This window comes from Allobaculum sp. (assembly GCF_047010065.1).
Classification (GTDB): Bacteria; Bacillota_I; Bacilli_A; order Erysipelotrichales; family Erysipelotrichaceae; genus Allobaculum; species Allobaculum fili.
Genome location: NZ_JBKXLD010000003.1, coordinates 26,050 through 51,324, shown reverse-complemented (window position 1 = coordinate 51,324; position 25,275 = coordinate 26,050). Strand labels below are relative to the sequence as shown.

Annotated in this window: 14 protein-coding genes; 9 read left to right on the top strand and 5 right to left on the bottom strand. The window is 53.1% G+C overall.

Features of this window, described 5'->3' with window-relative positions; all coding sequences use genetic code 11:
* From ACLUYS_RS00650 to ACLUYS_RS00625, 6 genes are all read left to right on the top strand, one after another.
* The coding region (locus ACLUYS_RS00650) for a CamS family sex pheromone protein (protein ID WP_412658644.1) at positions 1 to 658 on the top strand (658 nt) is incomplete at its 5' end.
* 137 nt (positions 659 to 795) lie between these two features.
* Complete coding sequence (gene gatC, locus ACLUYS_RS00645) at positions 796 to 1,089, top strand: Asp-tRNA(Asn)/Glu-tRNA(Gln) amidotransferase subunit GatC (RefSeq protein ID WP_230267547.1); 294 nt, start codon at positions 796 to 798, stop codon at positions 1,087 to 1,089.
* Entirely contained in the window at positions 1,090 to 2,469 is a 1,380-nt protein-coding gene (locus ACLUYS_RS00640) for an amidase family protein (protein ID WP_288338902.1), read from the top strand.
* Complete coding sequence (gatB, locus tag ACLUYS_RS00635; RefSeq protein WP_230267545.1) at positions 2,454 to 3,875, top strand: Asp-tRNA(Asn)/Glu-tRNA(Gln) amidotransferase subunit GatB; 1,422 nt, start codon at positions 2,454 to 2,456, stop codon at positions 3,873 to 3,875. Before ACLUYS_RS00640 ends, gatB begins: the two co-directional genes overlap by 16 nt.
* A gap of 180 nt (positions 3,876 to 4,055) precedes the next feature.
* Positions 4,056 to 4,790: a hypothetical protein gene (locus ACLUYS_RS00630; protein WP_230267544.1), complete on the top strand. Its 735-nt coding sequence runs from the start codon at positions 4,056 to 4,058 to the stop codon at positions 4,788 to 4,790.
* A gap of 476 nt (positions 4,791 to 5,266) precedes the next feature.
* Positions 5,267 to 11,554 carry a glycoside hydrolase family 2 TIM barrel-domain containing protein gene (locus tag ACLUYS_RS00625; RefSeq protein WP_412658642.1) on the top strand — a complete coding sequence of 2,096 codons (6,288 nt, stop codon included), beginning with the start codon at positions 5,267 to 5,269 and terminating at the stop codon, positions 11,552 to 11,554.
* A 286-nt stretch (positions 11,555 to 11,840) separates the two neighbouring features.
* On the opposite strand, the gene ACLUYS_RS00620 is transcribed toward ACLUYS_RS00625, so the two are convergent.
* Both ACLUYS_RS00620 and ACLUYS_RS00615 read right to left on the bottom strand, forming a co-directional pair.
* Complete coding sequence (locus ACLUYS_RS00620; protein ID WP_412658641.1) at positions 11,841 to 13,130, bottom strand: patatin-like phospholipase family protein; 1,290 nt, start codon at positions 13,128 to 13,130, stop codon at positions 11,841 to 11,843.
* Positions 13,131 to 13,241: 111 nt separating this feature from the next.
* Complete coding sequence (locus ACLUYS_RS00615; RefSeq protein ID WP_412658640.1) at positions 13,242 to 14,165, bottom strand: ArdC-like ssDNA-binding domain-containing protein; 924 nt, start codon at positions 14,163 to 14,165, stop codon at positions 13,242 to 13,244.
* Between the two features lie 285 nt (positions 14,166 to 14,450).
* Here ACLUYS_RS00615 and ACLUYS_RS00610 point away from each other — a divergent pair, with 285 nt between their 5' ends.
* On the top strand, positions 14,451 to 17,309 hold the full coding sequence (locus tag ACLUYS_RS00610) for a serine hydrolase (protein ID WP_412658639.1): 2,859 nt from the start codon (positions 14,451 to 14,453) through the stop codon (positions 17,307 to 17,309).
* 308 nt (positions 17,310 to 17,617) lie between these two features.
* Positions 17,618 to 17,890, top strand: a complete 273-nt coding sequence (locus ACLUYS_RS00605; protein WP_412658638.1) for a hypothetical protein — start codon at positions 17,618 to 17,620, stop codon at positions 17,888 to 17,890.
* A 334-nt stretch (positions 17,891 to 18,224) separates the two neighbouring features.
* On the opposite strand, the gene ACLUYS_RS00600 is transcribed toward ACLUYS_RS00605, so the two are convergent.
* The 3 genes from ACLUYS_RS00600 to ACLUYS_RS00590 are packed head-to-tail and all read right to left on the bottom strand — an operon-like array spanning position 18,225 to position 22,303.
* Positions 18,225 to 20,111 (bottom strand): ABC transporter ATP-binding protein, encoded by a 1,887-nt coding sequence (locus ACLUYS_RS00600; protein WP_412658645.1) that lies wholly within the window; start codon positions 20,109 to 20,111, stop codon positions 18,225 to 18,227.
* Positions 20,095 to 21,852 (bottom strand): ABC transporter ATP-binding protein, encoded by a 1,758-nt coding sequence (locus tag ACLUYS_RS00595; RefSeq protein WP_412658637.1) that lies wholly within the window; start codon positions 21,850 to 21,852, stop codon positions 20,095 to 20,097. The genes ACLUYS_RS00600 and ACLUYS_RS00595 overlap by 17 nt, the downstream gene beginning before the upstream one ends.
* Entirely contained in the window at positions 21,824 to 22,303 is a 480-nt protein-coding gene (locus tag ACLUYS_RS00590) for a MarR family winged helix-turn-helix transcriptional regulator (RefSeq protein WP_412658636.1), read from the bottom strand. The genes ACLUYS_RS00595 and ACLUYS_RS00590 overlap by 29 nt, the downstream gene beginning before the upstream one ends.
* A 1,284-nt stretch (positions 22,304 to 23,587) precedes the next feature.
* Here ACLUYS_RS00590 and rlmD point away from each other — a divergent pair.
* Entirely contained in the window at positions 23,588 to 24,901 is a 1,314-nt protein-coding gene (gene rlmD / locus ACLUYS_RS00585; RefSeq protein ID WP_412658634.1) for a 23S rRNA (uracil(1939)-C(5))-methyltransferase RlmD, read from the top strand.
* Positions 24,902 to 25,275: the final 374 nt, after the last annotated feature.

The window sequence follows — 25,275 nt, the reverse complement described above, 5'->3', positions numbered from 1 at the left end:
CGAACTCGACTTTTATTCGGGCGATACGCTCAAGGGCATTTCCATTGGCCTGGCCGTCTCCGATGCGGTGACGCAGGATGGTCAGCGCATTGAAATCGCCCCGGAGAAAATGGAAAACTTTCTTACCCAGACGGGAACGAAAATCGTGTCCTATTTGCGCGAGCGCTTTAACGAGATTTCACCCGATGTGCCGATTTTCATCGCGGCTTACCAGCTCAACACCGATGAAAACAGCCACTCCAAGGGCGGCTATATTTTCACCGAATACTTCCGCGGCCAGAACTCGCAGGTCAATACCCTTCACGAAGAGTATCTGATCGTTCCATCCAGTCAGTTCAGCCAGGCCCATCCGGAAATGGCGCAGGAATTTGAAACGTTCCGCCAGCAGGTCATGTCGATTTTGTCCGACGCGACGTATACGACCGGCGAAGCCAAGGTGCAGGACGGCACCATCGTGCGGCTGACGATTCATATCACGGCCCACGGAAAGACGGTCAGCGAGATTCTCGCGGTCATTCAGTCCGTGCGCGAAGATCTTTCGGCGTTTACCGATACGACGTGCACGTATAAAGTGATTATCGAAAACAACAGCGACGTCTGCGCTCTGCTCGAACGCGCACCCGATTCGAAGAGCGTCAAGGTCATGAGCATTTACTAAGACAGAAACGAGAGGCTTCTGCTTTTCGGATCCGGCGGCTTTAAAAGCCCTTTGAATCCAGCGAAACGTACAGGCCGCTCGTTTTCAGCCGGTTTTCCGGCCAGATAAACAGAACAGCACAGAAAGAAAGGAAACCGATGGAAAAATTTTCAACCGAATATTTTCGCAAACTGGCCTCGGATCTGAAATTTGATCTGAGCGATGCGGAAATTGAAGAGCTTAAAAAGGACTTTCAGGCGGTGGAAGCCCAGGTTGAACTCTTCGAGAGTATCGACACCGAAGGGGTGGAACCGATGATTTATCCCTTTGAAGACGAAACCGTATTTTTACGGGAAGATACCGTATGCGATGTGCTCTCCCGCGAGGAAGCACTTGAGAACGTGCCGGATGTACGCATGGGACACGTTCATGTTCCAAAGGTGGTGAAATAAATGAAAACCCGTCTGACTCCAAACGAATCCGCAGCCCAGATTGAGGCGCTCCAGCCGACGCTGAACGCGGCGGTCACCATCGTAAGCGAACCGCAGGAAAAACCCGTTCAGGGCCTTCTTTCTGGCATTCCGGTTGTCCTCAAGGACAACGTCAGCACAAAAGGCATCCGTACGACCGCCAGCTCGAAAATTCTCGACAACTACGTGCCGGTCTACGATGCCACGATCGTTGAAAAACTGAAAAACGCTGGCGCCGTCATCGTCGCCAAGTCCAGCATGGATGAACTCGGCATGGGCGGGACCAACCGCAACGCATCGACCGGTCCGGCCTGCAACCCGTGGAATCCCGCCCACATTACCGGCGGTTCTTCCGGCGGAAGTGCGGCCCTGATGGCTGCCGGCTGCGCGCCCCTTGCCATCGGTACCGATACCGGCGACTCCATCCGTAAGCCGGCTGCCTTCTGCGGTGTCGTCGGCTTCAAACCGACCTATGGACGCATTTCCCGCTACGGCATCATTCCGTATGCCTCTTCGCTCGATACCGTCGGCTTCTTTACCCGCACTATCGAAGACGCGGCCGAAGCGCTCGAAGTGCTCGCCGGCCGCGACGATCATGACATGACCAGCTCCTTTCTGCCGGTCGAACACTATAAAGAAAATCTCAATCCGGATTTAAAGGGCAAGCGAATCGGTATTTTCCGTACCGTCAGCGATCGCATCGCCCGCCCGGAACTGAAAAAGGATTTTGACGAACTCGTTGAAAAAATTCAGGCAGCTGGTGCAGAAGCTGTGGATCTGTATATGGATGAAAAGCTGATGAATCTCATCGCGCCCGTATACAAGACGATTGCCAACGCCGAAGCGACGGCCAACCATTCCAACCTGGACGGCATCCGCTTTGGTGTGCGCAAGCCGGGTGGATCGGTCGAAGAAGTCATGACCAATTCCCGTACCGCCGGTTTCTCAAGCTACGTGCGCGCCCGTTTTGTGATCGGCTCCTACACCCTTTTTGAAGAAAACCAGGACCGCCTGTTCCGCAAGGCGCAGAAAATCCGCCGTCTGCTCGTCGACGCCTGGAAAGAACTGTTCGACTCGTGCGACGTGCTGCTTGCCCCGGCCGCACCGGATACCGCGCCGCTCATTGAAGAAAGCAGCGATGTCCGCTTTGGCAAGGACCGCTTCGAAGAAGAGCATATGCAGCTGGCCAACTTCTCCGGCTATCCGTCTTTGACGATGCCGCTTTCTCTGGCCGATAACGGTCTGCCGTTTGGCATTAACCTGAACGCCCCTGCCTTCCAGGAACAGGAACTTCTGGATGTGGCCGCTGCGCTCGAGAAAATCATTGACTTTAAGGAGGAACCGGCATGCCGCGTGAAGTAACCATTGGAATTGAAATCCATTGCGAGCTGAAAACAAAAACGAAAATGTTTTCCGGAGCGCTGGTAGCCTTCGGCGATCCGGCCAATACCAACACTTCGGTCATCGACCTCGGTCATCCGGGAACGCTGCCCTGCGTCAACAAGGAAGCGGTCCGCCTGGCTATTAAAGCGTGCACCGGTCTGCACTGCACGATCGACCCGCTCGTCAAATTCGACCGGAAAAACTACTACTACTCCGATCTGCCCAAAGGCTTCCAGATCACCCAGCAGTTCCACCCGATCGGCAAGGACGGCTATGTGCTCATCCAGACCGATGAAGGGGAAAAGAAAGTGCGCATCGAGCGCATTCACATGGAAGAAGATACGGCCAAGCAGTTCCATAAGGACACCGGCACGTACATCGACTTCAACCGCGCCGGCACGCCGCTTGTCGAAATCGTTTCCCGACCGGATATGCATTCCGCAGCCGAAGCGGCTGCATATGTCGAAGCGCTGCGCCGCACGCTCTTCTATCTGAACGTTTCCGACGTCAAGATGGAAGAAGGTTCCATGCGCTGCGACATTAACATTTCGCTTTCCGACGATCCCGAAAAACTCGGAACGAAAGTCGAAATCAAAAACCTGAACTCGATCGCCAACGTGCAGAAAGCCGTTCAGGCGGAAATCGAACGCCAGAACGCTGCGCTGGATGCCGGCGAAGAAATCGTACAGTCCACCCGCCGCTACGATGAGCCGACCAAATCGACCGTGCTCATGCGTAAAAAAGAAGGCAATGTCGACTACAAGTACTTCCCGGAACCGAACATTTTCCCGATCCGTCTTGATGAAAAGTGGATCGAGGAAATCCAGAACTCGCTCGAAGAACTGCCCGAACAGCGCCTCGAACGCTTTAAAAAGCAGTTTGGCCTCAACGATTACGACGCGTCCGTTCTCGTCAACGACCGCGATATGGCCGACTTCTACGAATCCGTGATGGCTGATGCAAAAGACGCCAAGAAGGCCGCCAACTGGGTCATCGGCGATCTGAGCGCCTGGCTCAATAAAAACGGCCTGAACTTTACGAAAAATCCGGCTTCCGCCAAGGCGATCGCCCGTCTGGTCAACCTCATCGAAGAGGGTACCATTTCCGGCAAGCAGGGCAAGGAAGTCTTTGAAGACGTCATGCAGGGCGCCGATCCGGATCAGGTGATCAAGGACAAAGGCATGCAGCAGATGTCCGATGACGGCGCGCTGCTCGAGCTGATCAACACCGTACTCGATCAGAACCCGAAATCGATCGAAGACTTCAAGAACGGCAAAAACCGTGCTGTCGGCTTTCTCATGGGTCAGGTCATGAAGGCGTCCAAAGGCCAGGCCAACCCGAAAAAGGCCAACGGTCTGCTCGTTCAGGAACTGAACAAACGGTAAATTCTCCCTTTGAACAAAGGGAAAACCGGAGTTTTCTAACAGTTTGTTCACGCGGCCGGCCTCAGCCATCACAAAAGTCTTCGTGTGATATGATTGTGTTGGTTTTTGAGAGAGCTCAGAACCGGACACGAAAAAATACTGCTGCCTGAGGCAGCTGATGGAAATGAATTGGAGAGAACTATGCCCGATACACCTAAAAAAACGAAACGGGTCAGAAAGCCGAAAAAGGAGAAAGTCAAACAGGGCCACAAGCTCGTCTGGTTTACTCTGATCATCATTCTGATTCCGTTCCTCATTGTCGGTTACGTCCTGCTGACCAGTGCACAGGGCAACAACCACCCCGTTGAAGGAAATCGCTTTGGCGTCAACGACCTGCAGCCGCGCATTCAGGATTCGCAGATGAATGCCATTCAGGGCGATCTGCTTACGATCGGCGGCGTAGAAAGCGCCACGATCAATCTCGAATCCGCCACCCTGCGCGTCAACCTGAACATGGTCGACAATGCGGACAACGCGATTCTCGAAGAAGCGTGCCGCCAGGCGTACGACATCGTCAACAACTACCTGCCGATCGATACGTACTTCACGAATTCGGAAAACGGTAAAAACTACGATCTGGAAATTTCCGCTTACAACTACATCGTCGACGATCAGCATCCCGCCGACGGCTGGCACTTCACCAAGCTGCTGAAAACCGCGGCCGCCAGCGACTTTGTGGTGGATCACATTACCCAGCCGAAAAATCCGGAACTCGCCGAACAGGTGCGCAAGAAGGAAGCTCAGACGCCGCAGGCGCCTGCGCAGGATTCTGCAGCCGAACAGCCGGCCGAAGATCCCAACGCGCAGCAGGAAGCTCTGCCGGATGAAAATCTCGGCTACTACGACGAATACGGAAACTTCATTTACTACCAGTAGAACATTTGAAACAGACAGCCAGCCGGAATCCCCGGCTGGTTTTATTTTGGAGCAAGCTCGCAAACGAACGCGCTGACCCAATAGAAAGTCCGCGCAAAACGGGGAAAGCCGCCAGTTCAGCCGAAGCCATTGTCAAAGTTTACGAACAGGAAATGCAAAAGGAGAAAACGTCCGCACAGGTGCGGAACGCCTTCTCCTTTTTTCATTTAGAACGGAAATTTTGCGGCTGAGAAACACGAAAAAACGTGCCTGCATACGGGACGAATGTACAGAAAAAGTATCGTCAATTCGCAAAATCATGTGCAAAACGGGAAATAAATAGCGTCACGATCTCTTCCAGTCAACAGGCGTTTTAAAAGAGTTTGTGAAAAAAAAGAATTTGATTTTAAAAAATAAACGCTCAAAATGGAAACTAGGACGAAAGCGCTTACTGCAGGATCTGCGGCGCTTTCCCGCTAGAAAGGATTTTGGAAATTATGAAATACAGAAGATGGATGCAGGGAAGCCTGGCCATGGTTCTTTCCTGTTCCAGTCTGCTTTCCGCGATGCCGATTGCGGCTGCCGATACCGATACCGGTACATCGGATACGCGGGAGTGGACAGACAATCCAGGCGTCTTTCAGGTAAACCGGGAAAAGGCGCGCGCCACATTCTGGCGCTACGATTCAGCGGACCAGGCGCTGGCGCAAAACCCCGCTGCATCCAGCTATCATAAGCTGCTCAATGGAGACGACTGGAAATTTCACTGGGCCATCAATCCAGCCGGCCGGGCACAGGCGACGATTAACGGCTTTAATTCCGTCGACCTGGACGATTCTTCGTGGGATGACATCAGCGTTCCGCGCAGCTGGCAGACGTATGTGAAGGAGGACGGATCCTGGAAATACGATCCGGTCATCTACTCCAACCAGAACTATCCCTGGATCAGCATCGAAGGCCGCAAGGAGAAGGCGGGAACGGCGCCGGAACAGTACAATCCGGTCGGCACCTACCGCAAGCACTTTACGATTGATCCTTCCTGGAAAGACAAGGAAGTGTTCGCCAATTTCCAGGGTGTCGAATCCGCCATGTACCTCTGGGTAAACGGCACGTACATCGGCTATTCCGAAGACACGTTCTCCGCCAAGGGCTTTGACATTACCAAAGCGCTGAATTTTGAAGAGGGCGCGGACAACGTGATGACCGTTGAAGTGTACCGCTGGTGCGACGGCAGTTACATCGAAAACCAGGACATGCTTCGCCTGTCCGGCATTTTCCGCGACGTTTCCCTCGACGCCAAGGACAAAGTCGAAATCCGAGACTTCACCGCGCTGTCCAATACGTTTGTCAACGACAGCAAGGACGGAAAGCTCAGCATTGAAGCCGATCTGCGCCGCTTTGATACGACCGATCGCAATCTGAAGCTGAACGCCGTTTTATACGACGACAGGCAGAACAAAGTCGGCGAAGTCTCGACAGATGCCCTGCTGGATACCGAGGAAAAGACGGTTTCCATGGAAACGACGATCCCCAATGTCAAAAAGTGGAATGCCGAACATCCCAATCTGTATACGCTCGTTCTCTCGCTGAGTGAGGGCGAAACGACGCACGATCTGACCGCCATCAAAGTCGGCTTCCGCTCCGTGGAAGTGACCGATCGCGGTTCGACCGATGCCAGACTGCGCGTCAACGGCGAAGAAATTTATTTGTATGGCGTCAACCGCCACGAAAACAATCCGGCTACCGGCCGCTATCTGACTCGAGAAGAGATGGAAAAGGAAATCCTTCTCATGAAGTCGCTCAACATTAACGCGGTCCGCGCTTCCCATTATCCCAACGATCCCGTGTTCTACGATTTGTGCGACGAGTACGGTCTGTACGTCATGGACGAAGCCAACGTGGAAAGCCACAACGGCCGCAGCCAGTACGGCGTGCCGGGCGATTTGCCAGGCTACATTGAAGCGGCAGAAGACCGCGCCATCAGCATGGTCGAACGCGATAAAAACCACGCGTCCGTCATCATGTGGTCGCCAGGAAACGAAACCGGTGCCGGTCAGTCGCTCCAGAAAGAACTTGAATATTTCCATGACGCCGATCCTTCCCGCGTCATTCACTATCAGGGCTGGAACGCCAACGAGCTGGTTCAGGTCGAATCCAATATGTACCCCGAAATCAGCAAAATGCGCAGCAGCGACCGTCCGTACATCATGTGCGAATACCTGCACACGATGGGCAACTCGGGCGGCGGCATGATCGACTACTGGGAAAAGATCCGCTCCGTCGGCAACCTGCAGGGCGGCTTTATCTGGGACTGGGTCGACCAGAGCTTCAATACGCCGCTCATTCAGGACGGCAAGTGGGACGGCAAAACCACGTACTGGGGCTATGACGGCGACTGGAATACCGGCGATTACACCGCCTGGCGTTCGGGCAACTCCGACTTCTGCGTCAACGGCATCATCTCCCCTGACCGCACGCTTCAGCCGGAAGCCCAGGAAGTCAAACGCATTTATCAGGGCTTCCAGATGTCTCTCGATGAACAGGATGCGCACGTGATTCACCTGAGCAACGAGCTGATCGATACGAATACCGACGAGTATTCCTGCTCGTGGCAGCTGCTCAAAAACGGCAAAACCATCGAAAACGGAATCGTTGATAACGTCTCGATCGCGCCCAAAGCCGACGGCACCTTCCAGGTGAACTGGACGCAGCCGGACAGCCTGGACGATAAGGATGAGCTGCTGCTCAACATTTCCTTTACGTACAAGGAAGACACCGTCTGGGCGAAAGCCGGCGACGTGTACGCGGCTGCCCAGTTTGATGTCAGCCCGACCGGTCTGGCGGCAGGAAACCATGCCTTTGATCAGAGTGCGGACAACGCCTTTACGGACGCCGATCTTGAACAGAGCGAGACGGCGCTGACCGTTTCCAAAGGAAACTGGTCGGTCGGCTTTGATCTCGAACAGGGCGCACTGAACTCCTTTAAAGTGGACGGCAAGGAACTGATCGCCGCGCCGCTTGAACCCAACTACTGGCGTGCCTATACCGACAACGACAAAAAAGAAGGCGTCGACGGCGCCTGGAAAAACGCAAACAAAAACGCGCAGATTCACACGAGCGTCTCCAAAGGCGACAAGACGATTTATGTCACCGTCGAACGCATCCTGCCCGAAGCGAAAAACTCCAAGGATTCGATTACGTATTCCATTACCTCGAGCGGTGACGTCTTCGTGCAGAGCAGCCTTGCGCCGTCTGGCCAGATGGGCGAACTGCTGCGCGTCGGCAACCGTCTCGAACTCGATTCGTCGCTGGAAAACATGACGTGGTATGGCAACGGCAAGGAAGACTCCTACGCTGACCGCAAAACCGGATACGATGCCGGCATCTGGACGGATACGGTAGACAATCAGTTCGTCAGCTTCGTCTATCCGCAGGAAACCGGCAACAAGACCGACGTGCGCTGGATGGCGTTAACTGACAGTTCCGGCAAAGGTCTGCTCGTCGATGCGGACGAACATCTGCTTTCGATGTCCGCGCTGCACTACACGCAGGAAGATCTCGATCAGGCGGCGCATCCGTACGAACTGACGAAAAAGGATTCGACTGTACTGACGATCGACTACGCCCAGATGGGTCTCGGTACCGCCAGCTGCGGTCCGGCCACCTTAAGCAAATACCGTCTCGGAACGGATCATCCGTATACGTACAGCTATCATCTGCGTCCAGTATCTTCGAGCGATGACATCGAAGCCATTACCGGCGTTGACATCCCTGACGACACCGAACTCGTTACGGGCGTTACCATCGGCGATAAAACCGTCACCAACTGGAATTCCGCGATTTCTGCTTATACGTTTGAGCTGAATGCGGATCAGAGTGAAGTGCCGGAAGTCACGGTCGATCACGGCGAGGACGTCACCGTCGAAGTCGTGAAACCGGAAAGCGTTCCGGGAACGCTCCAGATTCACGCGAAGAAAACCAATGGCTACGAAAAGACGTACACGATCGAACTCAGCTGCTCGAGCGAGTACTACCTTTCGGACATCGGCTACGACGCCAGCCGTTCCTCTTCCGGCTACAACGGCATTCATGTCGATAAAAACAACAGCGGCAATCCGATCCGCCTGAAAGTCGACGGCGCCGAACAGCGCTTTGAAAAAGGCTTTGGCGTCAACTCGGATTCCTGGCTCTACTTTGACGTGTCGAATCTCGACATCGACCGTCTGCAGGGCTACGCGGGCATTGACCTCGAAAAGAACCGGACCCAGGACGGCTGCTACGCGGCCATTCTCGTGGACGGCGTCGAAGTCGCCCGAAGCAATCTGCTCAACCATAATCAGGACGCTTACTACTTCGATGTCGATGTGCATGGGGCAAAAGAAATCACCCTGTATGTCGACAAGAATGTCAAAAACGGACACGACATGCTTTCGTGGGGCGATATGAAGCTGACACGCCCGTCTTCCGACAAGCCGCAGACGGAATCCATCCGCCTCAAAGCCGGCGTCAGCGCCAAGCTCGATGGTACGAACAAGATTCTGTACAGCATTGCCCCGAAAACGACGTTCGCCCAGATTTGCGAAATGATCGATGTGGCCGAAGGCTGCACGCTCGAAATGGCGGAAGCCATGGGCGGCGAACAGAGCGAAGACGCTTCGGCCGGTACCGGCTACTGGCTGCGCCTGTTCAAGGACGGCAATAAGCTCGATGAACTGAAAATCGCCGTCAACGGCGATATCGACGGCTCCGCCGATTCGGCCGTAACCGAAGCCGATGTCACGCGCTTTGATTCGCTTCGCAAAGAAGAAAACCCGGACATTCTGTACGTCCGGGCTGCGGATTTAAACTTCAACAACCAGCTCGATGACGAAGACCTGGCCCTCTTAAAAGAACTGGGCGGTCTCAAGGATCCGGAAATTCCGGTCTCCTCCATCACGATGACCGGCATTCCCGAAACGCCGGCTGTCGGCGAAGCCTTTACGCTGGGCACCACGGTGGAACCGGAAAACGCAACAAATAAAGATGTCACATTCAGCACGGATCATCCGGAAATTCTTCACATCGGTACGGACGGCAAAGCCGTCTTCCTCAGGGAAGGCAGCGCGACGATTACCGCGACTGCCGCGGATGAATCGGGCGTTACAGCCGAAATGACGCTGAAAACCGCCAATGCGGATACGAAATACGATATCTGGTATTTAACGGGTGAAGGCGTCGAAGGCGCCATGGAAAAGGGCGAAGACTTCGATGTTCTGAACTTTGATGCCAACGCCAGCGAAAGCAGCTGGGGCGGCATTCACATTAACAAGGCCGATTCCGGCACCGCTGCATCGAGTGTAAATCTTTCTCTGCGTCTGGCCGGCAAGCCAGCTGTCTTTGACAAAGGTCTGTCTGCCAACGCGAATGCGAAAATTGTCTACGATCTGACTCAGCTGCCCAAAACGGACAAACCGCTGATCTTCCGTGCCTGGGTTGGCATCGACTATTTGAAGGACGGAAAGACCGGCCGCGATGGCGCGAAGTTTACGTTCTACAAAGACTCCATTTCCGATGAAAACGTACTGTACGATGCCAGCACGATCGTACAGGGCAAAGAAGGCAAATACGTTTCCTTTGATGTCACCGGTGTGAACACGCTGATTTTGTATGCGGACAAGGTCGGCAGCCAGAACGATGACTGCGTCGACTGGTGCGATGCAAAAATCGTCCGCGAACACGTTGACGTACCGGTACTCGATACGAAAGCGCTCAGCGAAGCGATGACGCAAATCGAAACGCTCGCAAAAGACGAAGACGCGAAGCTTTCTTCGGCATGGACGGCGTACTTGAACGAAGCTAGAGCTGCGGCGCAAAGCGCTCTCGATTCCGGCGCCTTCAAAACGCAGGAAGACGCGGATGCCAAGGCTGCTGAACTGAACGCCCTTCTCGATACAGCCAATATCGCATCCAAGGCGTTCCAGGTTCTCGATGCGAACAAAGCGATCGATCTGAGCTTGTATACCGATGAAACCGCGCAGGCATACACTGCCGCAAAACAGGCGCTTGAAGCCGAACTGGCCGCTCCGGCCACTGCGAAAAAAGCGCAGATTGCCAGCAAGCAAAACGCGTATGAAGATTCCAGAAAGGCTCTGGTCGCCAAACCAGTCCTCAATCTCGATGCACTCAACGCGCAGGTCAAGGCGCTTGGCGATTTCCTGAACGATTCGGATACGCAGCTCAGCGTTGCCTGGACATCGTATTTTGGAATGATTCATTCTCAGTTCATGGATCTGAGTGAAGACGATTTTGAAAGTCAGGAAGATGTCGATCAGGCTGCGGAAGGCCTTGTCAATCTGCTCGATCTCGTCAAAACCGCCAACGCAGCCTTCACGGCGCTCAACGCGAATAAGGATCTGGATCTGAGCCGCTATACCGAAGCCAGCGCCCAAGCGTATCGTGATGCCAGAACGGCCCTTGAGGCGGAACTGGAAAAACCGGAAGAAGCCAGCCAGACCGTCATCTCCGCGAAAAAAGACGTCTACGAAGCGGCTTATGCGGCGCTGAAAGAACGTCCATTAGTGAATACCACGCTTCTCGAACTTGTCATTCGCGCCGTCGAAGCCGCGGATTCCGACGCGTTTGTTTCGAGCGGATGGGATCGTCTTCAGACCGCTCTTGCTCCCGCAAAAGCGGCCATGACAGCGCAGTCGCAAAGTGAAATCGACGCGGCCGCAAAAGCGCTGAACAAAGCCTGGATGGACGTCCGCCGCAAACCGGACGCTTCGGCTTTGAAAAACCTGAAATAAAATTCTTTCTTGGCCCGGTTGAAACGCGTTTTGCGTAATACCAGAAACGAGAAAGTGCCGCTCTCTCAAGGCGGCAGCCCTCTGATTTCCGGCAGAATGTTCTGCCCAGAAGCCAGAGGGCTTTTTCTATGGGGCGAAGAGAACGTACGGCGAGAAAAAGACCAGAACTTTTACAGCCGGCATGAGCCGACTGCAGGTTCTGGTCTTGCATGAGAACTGGTGAGAAGGAAATCGTTTATCGCTTGGAAAAAAGCGGAAGAAAGAACCGTAAAGGGCAGGGAGCGCTTTAGAGAAGCTTGAGGACGGGCGAGAATTTCTCCAGCACGTACCAGGCGAGGGCAAGCAGGAAGACGGAATCGAATTTGGTTTTGAGAATGTCGTATTCCGCGGGCAAATGGCCGTTGTTTCGCTTGAGTCCGCCATAAAAGAACGCCATCAGATTCATCGCGCCCATGCGATCCGTCTGTAAAGTGGAGCCAAGAACAGCCGCCTGCGGATGCAGGGAGAAACTTTCCAGACGCCTCAGCATTTCCTTTGTGAAATCGCGCAAATGGTACTGACGGTAAAAATCCATACCGGCGACTGCAGCCAGACATTCGAGCAGAAGCCCAAACTGGTAGTGCTTCATATACTCGTTTTCCAGCGGCTGCAGCCTGCAGCCCATCAGCGTTTCGAGGCCTTCGATTAACATGCCGTTTTCGAGCTGAATGTGGTTTCGGTTGAGAATGTCGACGACCATACGGGAGAGAGAAGAGAAGATCAGCGCGTCGTCGGGATAAAAGGTGTAGACGTAGCCAGGCGCCAGATTCATCGTCTTCAGGGCTTCGAGCCGTCCCTGCATAATCTGATTGCGCAGAGTAGCCGTTCCAAAATTGAGAAAGCCCGCCAGCGGGACAATCGGGCGGATCAGCAGTTCCGTCTCGTCTTTTTCGTACACGAGATTGTCGCCGGGCTGGGCCAGCGAGACGAGCGTCATCTTTTTCGCGCCCAGTTCTTTGGCCACACGGCCTAACGACCAGTTGAGAAAACTGCCGTCGCCATAGTAGTCCCCATCAATATTCACGAGCGAATACGCCGGGAAATAGGCAGCCGAAGCCAGAACGGCCCGCTCCACTTTTTCGGGGGAAGTGAGTTCGTTTTTCGTAAAGATGCGCGCCTGGTTCTGGGTAACGTTGGCTGCCAGACACGCGAAGTTCAGACTGGATTTTTCAAAGGCGTCAAAGTCAAAGAGCGAGTGAAACACCTTGGAGAGGGTTTGTGTCGTCGGTCCGTTGTTCTGAAATGCCTTGACATAGGCATCAAAGCCTTTGTCGGCTTCGTCGGCTGCCTTGTGGCAGTCCGGAAAGGAAAACAGACCGTCGGCCAGACCGCTTGAAGGAAAGGAAGCAATCATCGACGAAAGATCGACTGGCTTATTCATCGCATACAGCGCGCCGACAATGGCGCCGATCGAAATGCCGGTGACCAGATCGTACGTTTTTTTCTGTTCCATCAGCGTCGTCAGAACGCCGATGGTATAACTGCCCCGGCTGCCTCCGCCGCCAAGGACTAATGCATGGGTATTGGAATTGTTCATACTCTCCATTTTAGGCGTGTAAAGAAAGGAGCACGTCCAAGAAGACCGTATCGATGTCCGGGTAAATCCGGATGGAAAAATCATGCGTTTCGATCGATGGGGACAGAGCGGTCAGGCTTTTGTCTGCGATCCAGGAGGGGAGCTGGAAGCGCGATGAGCGCTCAGAGCAGGCGGAGCCGTTTCCTTAAGAAGTGGCTGCAGCGCCAGGAGCATTTTCTGCGCGCAGTTTGAAATGCGCGCGAGGGAAGCGGGAAGCAGTTCTTTTCCCGAAAGCCAGGTGGCGATATAGGCAAAGGAATACTCGGAACAGTCGATGCCGCAGGCCATGCACACCACAAAGCTTACCGATTCGCTTTCCGTCTCCCGCAGTTCGGGCGACTGAAGCAGACGGTCGATGAGCGCCTGTTCTCTGGCATCCATTCGGCTGTGATCGCAGACGCCAAAATTGTGCAGAAGCGCGTGGGCGCATTCGTGGGTGAGCGTTTTAAACGCGTGGCGGGAGTTCAGCGTTTCGTTAATGCGAATGCGCTGCTCGTCATAGCGGCAGGTGCCGTTGACACCATGTTCGAGCGCGCAGCGTTCGATTTGAAAGCCGGTCAGCCTTTCGAGCAGCGGTATGGCCGGTTCGAACAAGTCGCATTCGCCTTCGAGCGTTCGGACCTGAGGCGGCGGGGGCAGCGGCTTGCCTTCGGTCTGGGAAATGTCGAAGACGGAAATGGAGCGAAAGCCGGTGCGGATTTCGATTTTCTCCTTTGCGGCGTCTTTTGTTTTGACTTTATAGGAATACGGGGCGAGAATGCGCAGACCTTTCTCCCCTTTTTTGACGTGCCGGCCAAATACGCGCTCCCACGTCTGAAAACCGGCCACCAGACTGGCCTGCGGACACTGTTTGTAGAGCAGCAGGGTATTGCGCATGGAATAGGACGGAAAGCGGGACATCGTTTTCAAATACTGGCGGTATTCATCGCCTTCGAGCAGCTGGGCAACGCCTTCATCGAGCAGGGCGAGCAGTTCTTCAATCGTTTTGTTTTTCATACATCCTCCAGAACCGATATACGAAAAAACGAACGATCCCGGGCAGATGTCAAACCGGACAACGATCCGATCGAGCCCGGTTTTGAAGGTCTGTACAAAACAAGTCTATTTTTTGTGCAAACCAGACGATAAACTGACAACGGTTGTGTCCAGATTGCACCGTTGACAGGGTATGGACAAAAGAAAACCAGACCGGGACTGTATAAAGCGGGCCGTCTGGTTTGGAACCGATTCACGAAAGAGAAAAAGGGGAAAACAATGAATCGATCCGGCAGGAAAAGAAAAATGCGCAGCGCGCTGGCGCTGCTGTGCGCCTGTACGATCAGCGCGCAGAGTTTCAGTTCGAGCGTCCTGACGCTGCAGGCAAAGGAAGATCCGGCTGTTCAGGAAGAAAGCAGGACGCCAAAGCCGATGCCCTCTATGCCCGAGCGGCCCGAAGAAACCACGGATTCCGAAGAAAGCGCAGAACAGGATCTTGCGCCCGAAGCCAGGGAAAGTGCGACGTCAGAAGAAGATTCACCCGAAAAGGCCGATCAAAAAGGGGACAGCGCCGACGCAGACTCATCCAGTGCAGTCCTGAAGACCGACGCCCAGACCGACTGGACGTGGCTCACCTCCCAAAAGGAAGGCCGCGTTCTGTATCGTCTGTACAATCCCAGCAGCGGTGAACATTTTTACACCGGTTCAGCGAATGAGCGGAATGTGCTGATTTCCTCCGGCTGGAAAGACGAAGATACCGCCTGGAGTACGCCTGTGGAAGATGGCGAACCGGTGTACCGGCTGTACAATCCCAACGCCTCCGATCATCACTACACGAAAAGCGAAAACGAGAGAAACGGTCTGGTTCAGGCGGGCTGGAAAGATGAGGGAATCGCCTTTTATTCGGAAAGCGAATACGGCCGTACGGTGTATCGTCTGTACAATCCCAACGCCCGATCCGGATCGCATCACTATACGCTCTCACTCAAGGAGCGCAATGCGCTGATCCAGGCGGGCTGGAAAGCGGAAGGCACCGCTTTTTTCGCGATCAGCGATTACGATTTCGCGCAAAACGATAACGGGGAAATCCACGGCTTTGATTCAGATCAGAACGAACTCAAAGGCCGTGTCGGAATTTACGACGACTGGTATGAATTCGATGAAACCGGCGTTCTTCAAACCGGATGGATCGAAGAAAACGGACAGCCCGATAGGTATTCCATGCCCGACGGCCGTCAGCTTCTCGGCTTTGCGCAAGTTGAGAACGATCGCTATTTCTTCGATCTCGAAACCGGTTCGATGCACCGAAATACTCTGGAACAGGATGAAAACGGCAGCGAGTTCTGGTTTGACGAAAACGGCCGGGCCGTTTCGGGACGCGTCTTTGTCTATCCAAAAGTCGGTCAGGCAAATGCGGAAGGCATTGTCTGGAATACGTACGGCTGGAATGAAAATCCAGTCCGGCACAGTCTTCTGCGCCGCAGACAGGAACTCGAGGCGTATCGCGAAAATCCGGAGGTTCTCGTACAGTGGAATGAAACCTGCAGCAATACGCTGATTCAGGACGCGATTGCCGAATACGAAATTGTCCAGAACGCGCTGAAAAAACAGGAGCACGTATCCGTTTCTTCGGTTTACAATCCGAACAGCGGCGAACACTCTTACACCGCCGACCTGCAGGAAATCGCAGGCCTGGTCAAGCAGGGCTGGAAAGATGAGGGCGTGCGCTTTTTGCAGCCGGTCTCTTCGAATACACCCGTGTATCGTCTGTATCAGAGCGCGAATGGCGAGCATCACTATACGTGCAGTCCAAACGAGCGGCAGGCGCTCCTTTCGATGGGCTGGAAAGATGAAAACATCGCCTTTTATTCCGCTGAAATCAATCAGCAGCCCGTGCTGCGGCTCTACAATCCCAACGCGAAAACCGGCTCGCATCATTTCACGCTCGATCGAAGGGAAAAAGAGCGGCTGGTGGAATTTGGCTGGGAAGAAGAAAACGGCAGCTGGAACGCGCTCAATCTGTATTCGTTTGTGAAGGATCCAGACGATCCGTCTTTCATTACCGCCTTTGATCCCGACGATCAGCCACTGTATGGCTTTACTTCGATTTTTGGGGATCGCTATTGCTTTGACGAAAGCCAGGGAGGACGCATGCTTACCGGCGAACAGACGTTAACCTTGAACGGTCAGGTCCATGAATTTCAGTTTGGATCGGATGGAAAAATGGTGACTGGCGAAGTGCAGAAAAGCGGCGGAATCGCTTTTTATGATCTCAGTGACGGCCACCGTGTGAAAAATTCCTTTGTGCAGTACGGAAATCCGAAAAAGGTTTGCTGGTACGACGAAAACGGCTGGCGCGTTTCCGGACGCAGAAACATCAAGGGCCATATGTGCCGCTTTGATGACGCGACGGGTGCACTGATGCCCGACTTTGAAGATCTCCAGCGCCAAATCGAGCAGACGATTGCGAACAGTTCCGCACGAAACGCTGAAATTTCCTTTGCGGTTCGCGTGCCCGGACGAGATGGAAAAATTGTGGTGAATTCTCATTCCCAGCAGTCGGCAAGCGTCATGAAGATGTTTGTGATGGGCGCCATTTTTGAAAACTACGAACGATACGCCGCGTTTGCGACGCCGATGCGCCTCGAACAGCAGCTTTCGGTCATGATTTCCGTTTCCAGCAACGATGCCTGGGTGTATCTGGTGAGTGTCCTGGGCGGCGGCAGCTATTCGGCCGGCATTCAGGTGCTCAACGCCTGGAACCGGGCGCACGGCTACAGTGACACGTACATGTCAGGCCGTCCGTACGGCAACTTCACTTCGGCCAAAGACGCCTCGCAGATGTTATGCGATATTCAGGAAGGCCGTCTGAAAAACTCCAGACGCATGAAAGCCCTGCTGCAGACACAGGCTGTCCCCGGCCGTCTGCTCAACGGCATTCCCTCCGAAGCGAGAACTGCCAACAAGCCGGGCTGGCTCGATTTCTGCCAGAACGATACGGTGCTTGTTGACGCACCCTTTGGCACATACGTGATTACAATGCTCTGCGACGATCTGCCAAGTGCCGCTTCCGGTCAGAATCTGATGGGACAGTTTTCTCTTATGGTGTATGCCTGGATGAAGGCGAACATGAATCTCGGCCAGTCCATTCCTGACTGGGCGTAAAAGCCAGCCGACAGGTCCTGGAAACCCAATCTGCGTACAGAACGACATCAAGGAACAAGAAATGGACAGACGCGCAGGAAATGAATAGAGTTCCTATATATGCGTATATGTTCGTTGTATACAAAATATGATTGGTTAGATGGATAAACAAAGCAAGCGGTACAAAAAACAATCCGCATCCATGTTTATGGTCAGCGTGCATACTAAAGAAAAAAGCCCGATGGAGATCCATCGGGTTTTGCTTCGGCAAAATATTGACGAAAAGAGAAGAAATCAATCCGACACCGATAAGAAAAGGGGGATATATCTTGTCAAAACGATTTCTTCTGTCGATCGCTCTGTGCTCAGCGCTTGGCCTGAGTGCCACGCCGGCGCTGCTTGTCTGGGCTGACGAAGCGATGCATGAAAGCACGCAGGCTACCGCATCCGATCCGCAAACCATGCCGGAAAGCACATCGGAAACGGCGTCCGGTCCAGAATCAATTCTGGACAGCGAGCAGGAAATGACGTTCGATCCCGAAACAATTGTCAGTTCGCTTTTTCTGATCATAAGAAAGGCCCCCTTTCTGTATTTTTTATAACAGAAAGACGGCCTGTTTTCTGCTTTAAATGGTATTATCTACCGCAATTACCTTAAAGTCGGCAACAATGGCCTACCCTGGGTAAACCAGCGTCTCCGCAAACCAGAGCCCGGCAGGGCAGAGAGCCAGTCTGAAAGTGAGCCAGCCAGCCAAAGTGCCGGTTCGATCGGGAGCGGACCTTACAAAAAAAGCCTGCCGCCAAAGGGCGACAGGCCAGCTTCCAGCCGGGACAGGAAAGATCCCAGTCGAAAGAAAGACAATTCAAATAAGAAGCAGGAAGCTTCAAGAGAAAGCGGGAAAGCGCAGTGCGATGGATTTCCGTCAGGAAAACGGATTAGTCCATTTCGAGTGCGCCGGTGTACAGCTGGTAGTACACGCCTTTTTTGGCGAGCAGGCTTTCGTGGTTTCCGCGTTCGATGATGCGTCCCTGATCGAGAACCATGATCGCGTCGGAGTTCATGATCGTGGACAGACGGTGCGCGATAACGAAAACCGTACGGCCTTTCATTAGCTCGTCCATGCCGTTCTGAACAAGACGTTCGGTACGGGTATCGATCGAGCTGGTCGCTTCATCGAGAATCAGAACCGGCGGGTTGGCGACGGCAGCACGGGCAATGGCGAGCAACTGGCGCTGACCCTGAGAAAGGGAATCGCCGTTGGCGTGAATGTACGTCTGGTAGCCGTTTTCGAGATGGTTGATGAACGAATCGGCGTTGGCCAGTTTGGCGGCGGCGATGCATTCTTCATCGCTCGCGTCAAGCTTGCCAAAGCGGATGTTGTCCATGATCGTTCCGGAAAACAGCTGCGTATCCTGCAGAACGATGCCAAGGGAGCGGCGGAGGTCCGGCTTTTCGATCAGTTCGATGTTGATGCCGTCGTACGTGATCGTTCCCTGATTGATGTCGTAGAAGCGGTTGATCAGGTTGGTGATCGTTGTCTTGCCGGCGCCGGTCGCACCGACAAAGGCGATTTTCTGACCGGCATGCGCGTAAAGCGAAATGTCGTGCAGAACGGTTTTTTCCGGAGTGTAGCCGAAGGTGACATCGTCGAAGATGACGTCGCCCTTCATTTCCACGAGCTGGTAGCCGCCGTTTTTACGCGGGTGCTTCCAGCACCAGTGGCCGGTATATTCCTTGCATTCCTGCCACTTGCCGTCGACTTTTTTCGCACGGACGAGGGTAACGACACCGTGGTCGGTTTCGGAAGGCTCATCCATCAGTTCGAAAATACGGGATGCGCCGGCCTGTGCCATAACCACAGAGTTGATCTGCTGGGAAATCTGGGTAATCGGGTTGTTGAAGGAACGGTTCAGCGTCAGCATCGCCGAAATGGTACCGAGCGTCATACCGAACATGCCGTTGATGGCGAAGTAGGATCCGGCCAGTGCACAGGCAACATAGGAGATGTAGCTGATGTTGGCGCAGATCGGCATCAGAATGTTGGCGAAGGTGTTCGCGTTGGTCGATGCCTGACAGAGATCGTCGTTGATCTTCTCGAAGTCGTTTACGACCTGCTTTTCGTGGGAGAACACTTTGACAACGCGGGCGCCCTCGATCATTTCCTCGATATAGCCGTTGGCTTTACCAAGCTGCACCTGCTGCTCGCGGAAGTAGCGGCCCGAAGAGCGGGTGATGATACGGGCAACGAGCATCATGCCGACCGAGAAGAGAACCGTCAGCAGAGCGAGTACCCAGGAAAGACGGATCATGGAAATAAGAACCATGAGAATCGTCATGCCCGAGGAGAACACCTGCGGCAGCGACTGAGAAATGAGCTGCCGCAGCGTATCGGTATCGTTGGTGTATACCGACATGATGTCGCCGTGCGCATGCGTATCGAAATAGCGAATCGGCAGCGACTGCATGTGCCTGAACAGATCTTCACGCACATTATTCAGGGTGCCAAGGCTGACTTTGACCATCATGCGGTTCCATGTGTAGGTGGCAGCGACGCCAAGCAGATAAATCATGGCCAGCTGACTCAGCGCCATCGTCAGCGGGGTGAAGTCCTTCGATCCGCTCTGGACCATCGGGAGAATGTAGTCGTCAATGAGCGGCTGCTGGAACGTGCTGCCGTATACGTTGACTAAGGAAGAGCAGAGAATAAGCACAGCGATGATGATCAGCTGCCATTTGTAGCTTTTCCAGATCATCGCCATGATGCGTTTGAGTCCGTTGAGATTTTTTGGACGTCCGTGCGCTGCGTTACTTTGCGGTCTCATCGGTGCCGGCATCGTCTGCGCCTCCTTTCTGCTGGGCCTGCCAGGTCGTGCGGTAAATTTCGCTCGACTTCAGCAGTTCTTCATGCGTACCGGAATCCACAAGGTGGCCTCGATCGAGAACCAGAATGCGGTCCGCATCCTGAATGGAGGATACGCGCTGGGAAATAATAATTTTTGTGGTATTTGGAATTTTGGTGCGGAAGGCTTCACGGATGAGCGCGTCGGTTTTCGTATCGACCGCGGACGTGGAGTCGTCCAGAATGAGGATTTTTGGCTTTTTGAGCAGAGCACGGGCAATCGTCAGACGCTGACGCTGACCGCCGGATACGTTGGTACCGCCCTGTTCAATGTACGTGTCGTAGCCGTGCGGCATACGGGAGATGAAGTCATCGGCCTGGGCAAGCTTGCATGCTTCGACGATTTCTTCATCGGTCGCGTTTTCATCGCCCCAGCGCATGTTTTCCTTGATCGTGCCGGAAAACAGTACGTTTTTCTGCAGGACCATGGAAACCGAGTCACGCAGCGTTTTCAGATCGTATTCACGAACGTCCCTGCCGCCGACTTTAACGGAACCTTTCGTAACGTCATACAGACGCGGAATCAGGCTGACGAGCGACGACTTGGACGAACCGGTCGCACCGAGAATGCCGACGGTCTGGCCGGACGGAATATTGAAGTTAATGTCGCGCAGCACGTAGTGGCCGTCGACCTGTTCGGCATAGTTGAAGTAAACGTGATCGAATTCGACCGAACCGTCCTTAACTTCTTTAATGCCGTCCCTGGGGGATTCGAGGTAGGAAACCTGGTTGATGACTTCCACAATACGCTTGGCCGAAGCCGTCGACATCGTAACCATGACGAGGATCATCGAGAACATCATCAGGGACATGAGCAGGTTCATGATGTAGGTAAACAGAGACATCAGCGTACCGTCCATCATGGTCCCGTTGACGATCTGGTGCGCGCCGACGAAGCTGACGATCAGCACGCAGGCATACATGGCCAGCTGTACGAACGGCTGGTTGAGAATCATCATCAGTTCGGCCGTACGGTTGACGGAGTAGATGTTCTGGCTGCGCTTGTTGAAACGCTGAATTTCGTAGTCTTCGCGAACGAATGACTTGACTGGACGGATGCCCGTGATGTTTTCCTGAATTTCTTCGTTCAGGTTGTCGTACATCTTGAACATCTTGTTGAAGACCGGACCGGCGCGCTTGATCAGAATGCTGACCGCGATGGCGAGCAGGACAATGACCAGAAGCATGTACCAGCCGATTTCCGCGGAGAGATAGAACACCATGAACAGCGCCATGAAAAAGTTGAGCGGCGCACGGACCGCGATGCGGATGATCATCTGGAAGGCCATCTGTACGTTAGAAACGTCGGTGGTCAGACGGGTAATCAGGCCGCCGGTAGAATACTCGTCAATATTGGAAAACGAGAAGTTCTGAATGTTGCGGAATTCCGCGTCGCGCAGGTTTTTGGCAAAACCGGCGGAAGCGACGGCTGCGTATTTGCCGGAAAGGCCGCCTGTGATCAGCGCGCCCACGGCACACAGCAGCATGAGCAGGCCATAGTTCCAGACCACGGCCATATCGCCGGTGTTTACGCCTTCGTTGACCATCTTGGACATCAGAAACGGAATCAGAATGTCGAGGACAACTTCGATCGCAACCAGAATCGGCGTCAGAATGGTTTCGCGCTTATACTGCTTAATTTGTTTGCATAAAGTTGAAATCAAATTGGATTTCCTCCTTTCCTGTCAGGTTGTAAAAAATCTGCGTGAGTACACGCTTGACGGTATCCAGATCTTCTGGATCGATCCCCGCAAACATTTCGGAGCGCTTCTTGTTGAGCGCACCGGATATGCGGCCGACCAGATCGCGCGCCTCATCCGTAATCGTGATGTAGCGGATGCGCCGGTCGGAACGCGACGTGTGGCGCTCGATCAGGTTCTTGCTTTCAAGACGGCTGAGCATCGAAGAAACCGTCGGGTTGGAAATCTGGAAAAAGGATTCCAGATCCCGCTGGTTTATCTGAACGTCCTCCTCCTGCCGGCAGCTTAAAAACAGCAGCGTATCAAACTGCGCCTTGGTCAGACCGTACGATTTGAGCGTGGCGTTAAACTCCTTCTTCAGCTGGTTGCTCAGGATCTTGAGCAGAAACTGGACCTGCTGGGTATTTTCCTCCATCCTGTAATCCTCCTTTCCTTCCTTTCCTGAATAAACTGTACCTGTATACTCGCTGTATGCTGGATCGATTCTTCCCTGAATTTTTCCAGGAGAAACCGGAAGAAATCCAGAGATATTTCGGCTCGTTCCAGAGGAATGGGCTTCGAATCCGGCACGGCGTATAGAAATATAGCCGCCTAACAGATAGCAGGCTATAAGATAGGCGGCTAAATATTATTTCATGACAGGGGCGCTGTCAACATTTCTGAACGGGGATTTTCGACTTTCTTTTTCGCGTTATGACCACCCGAAAACGGGAGGAAAAACCGCGTAAAACCTGCGGGGGAAAGGGGTCGGATTTTCCCGGAAAAGCCAGGAAAAATCAGCGGAAAATCGAGCCAGTAAAACGAGCCAGTAAAAAATGAAAAACAGGAATACACGATAACAAAATTTAACCGGAATAGACAGAAATTACTCCTGATGAAACGCACGGATCGAGGTCGAAACCGACACCTCCAGGCAGACCAGGGAGAGTTCGAAGAAGGGAGTAAAAAAACTGGTCCGCCATGATGAGCGCAGTCATGAACGCGAGCCGCTTTCCCACAGTCTCTCCATCACGGCTGGCGATTTGACGTTTTTTCCTCAGGTGCGTAGCTCACGAACATGAGGAAAGCCCAGGGATTCGCAGCCTGAGTCCTCTGCCTCTTCCTGTTGAAGAAAATCGTCGTGCGGCAGCTTTTTCTTTTCGGATATCTGGCTGCTTCTGACGAAGGAAAAACAGGAGGCCGAAACAGAATCCAGCACCCAAAAAACCACGGGAAAGCCAGATAAAAGAAAAGGTCCTGTCCTGCCTGTGATTTTCGCCAGCGAAGAGGAATACCAGACGTGACCTCATGCTTCGTTCCGGCTTTCAGTTCGGATCATGGAGGCTTCGTAAAGAGCCAGGAGATACAACAGACCCAAAAGACCCAGAAGATAAAGCCATATCTTTAAAAGCTCAATCTTTAGAAGTTCAAAAGATTCAGAAGGAAACGAGAGACCAGACATAAATCAGCGGACAGCGGTAAGCTCGACGAACGCAAGCCGGAAAAAACGGCTGGCTGTAACAAAGCAGTCTTCTAACCCAGCATCGGTTAATTGAAGATCCTGTATTCAAAAAGCCCATATGAAAATCAATATATAAAAAAATAGGAAAGAAATCAGAACGCAGAGAATGTCTGCTGCGGCCGCAAACCAGTTCGCTTCCCTCTGGTCTGATGAATTCATCATTGCTCCTGTTTGTGCAGGAGCGGGTAAAATAATGTCATGAGAAAAAACGATGAATTTGATCTGGTCTGCACCGATTTAAGCGACCAGGGATTTGGAATAGGCCATCATGAAGGCATGACCGTCTTTGTTTCCGGACTGCTTCCCGAAGAAAAGGCGCGCGTGCACATCGTGCTGGTCAAGAAAGATTATGCGATTGGAAAAATCGTGCGGCTCGAACAGGAGAGCGCGGATCGCGTAACTCCCGCCTGCGAAGCAGCAGCCCGATGCGGAGGCTGTTCGCTGATGCATTTGCGCTATCCCGCGCAGCTTGAGTGGAAAGCGAAAGGACTGCGTACCCTGTTTGGGCGGGTGGATCCCTCCATACAGGTTCTCGATCCCATCGGAATGGACGAACCGTATTACTACCGCAATAAAGCGCAGTTTCCGATTGCTGTAAAAGACGGAAAGATTATCGCCGGCTTTTACCGCCCCAAAAGCAATACGATTGTCCCCATTGAGAAATGCAAAATTGAAAACCGCGAAATCAACGCGATTTTTGGCTGGCTGATCGAACATCTCGACCTCGAACAGGCCAGAGAACTACGCCACCTGTTTATCCGCTTTTCCCCGGAAACGCATCAGGGACAGGTCGTTCTGATCGGACGGAAAAATGTCCGCCTCAAAGAGCTCGCCCAAAAGCTGCATGAAGCCTTCCCAGCCCTTGTCAGCATTGTCTTCAACCAGAATACGCGCGATGATAACGTGATTTTAGGCGATGACTACACCGTTCTCTATGGATCGGATTCCATGGAAGAAGGCTGCATGAGCCTGAAAATCCGCCTGCATTTCAAGAGCTTCTTCCAGGTCAATCCGCAGATGACCCGCGTGCTCTACGCCAAAGCGCTTGAATTCGCAAATCTGAAAAAGACAGACCGTGTCATTGAGCTGTATTCTGGAACCGGAACAATCGGTCTGCTTGCGGCAAGAGAAGCCAAAGACGTCACTGGAGTGGAAATTGTCCCGGAAGCTGTGGAAAACGCACGGGCAAACCAGCAGCTCAACGGCATCGAAAACGCCCGCTTTGTCTGTGAAGACGCCAGCGTATTCGCTAGACAGAACGGAAACAGCGCCGATGTTGTCTTTGTCGATCCGCCTCGCAAGGGAATGAGCGAACAGGGAATTGAGGACATTGTCCGTCTTTCCCCGCGCACCATCGTCTATATTTCCTGCAACCCGCGAACGCTCGCTCGCGATCTCAAGCTTTTTCAAAAAGGCGGATACCGTGCTGATGTTATTCAGCCCGTCGACATGTTCAGCCACACCGCCGGCATGGAATGCGTCTCCAGACTCCAGAAAGAACCAAACGCCTGAGCGTCGATCCAGAACCACAGGCTTCATAGGACGATCCGTCATGTCGGACTTATTTGATCGTAGGTCTGCAGGTAAACCGCTCTCTTAAGAAGAAAAAACGATCCGTAACCAGAGTCCTGAAGCCGAAATCCTTCAGGCCTTTATTCGTGGATCCTTAAAGAAAGTACCTGGATTGTCTTCCGTAACTGAACAGCTGTTCATTCCAGAAAGAATGTCGACAAAAGCCCTGTTTTTCTTCAAAAAACGAAAAAGTACAAAAATGGGCGAATTTCATACACTTTTAGTGTCAGTTGCAGAATTTTAAACAAGAAATATTTTCGATTGAAAAACTCATAATGAATTATCAAATAGGAAATAAAAAAATACACAAGCAG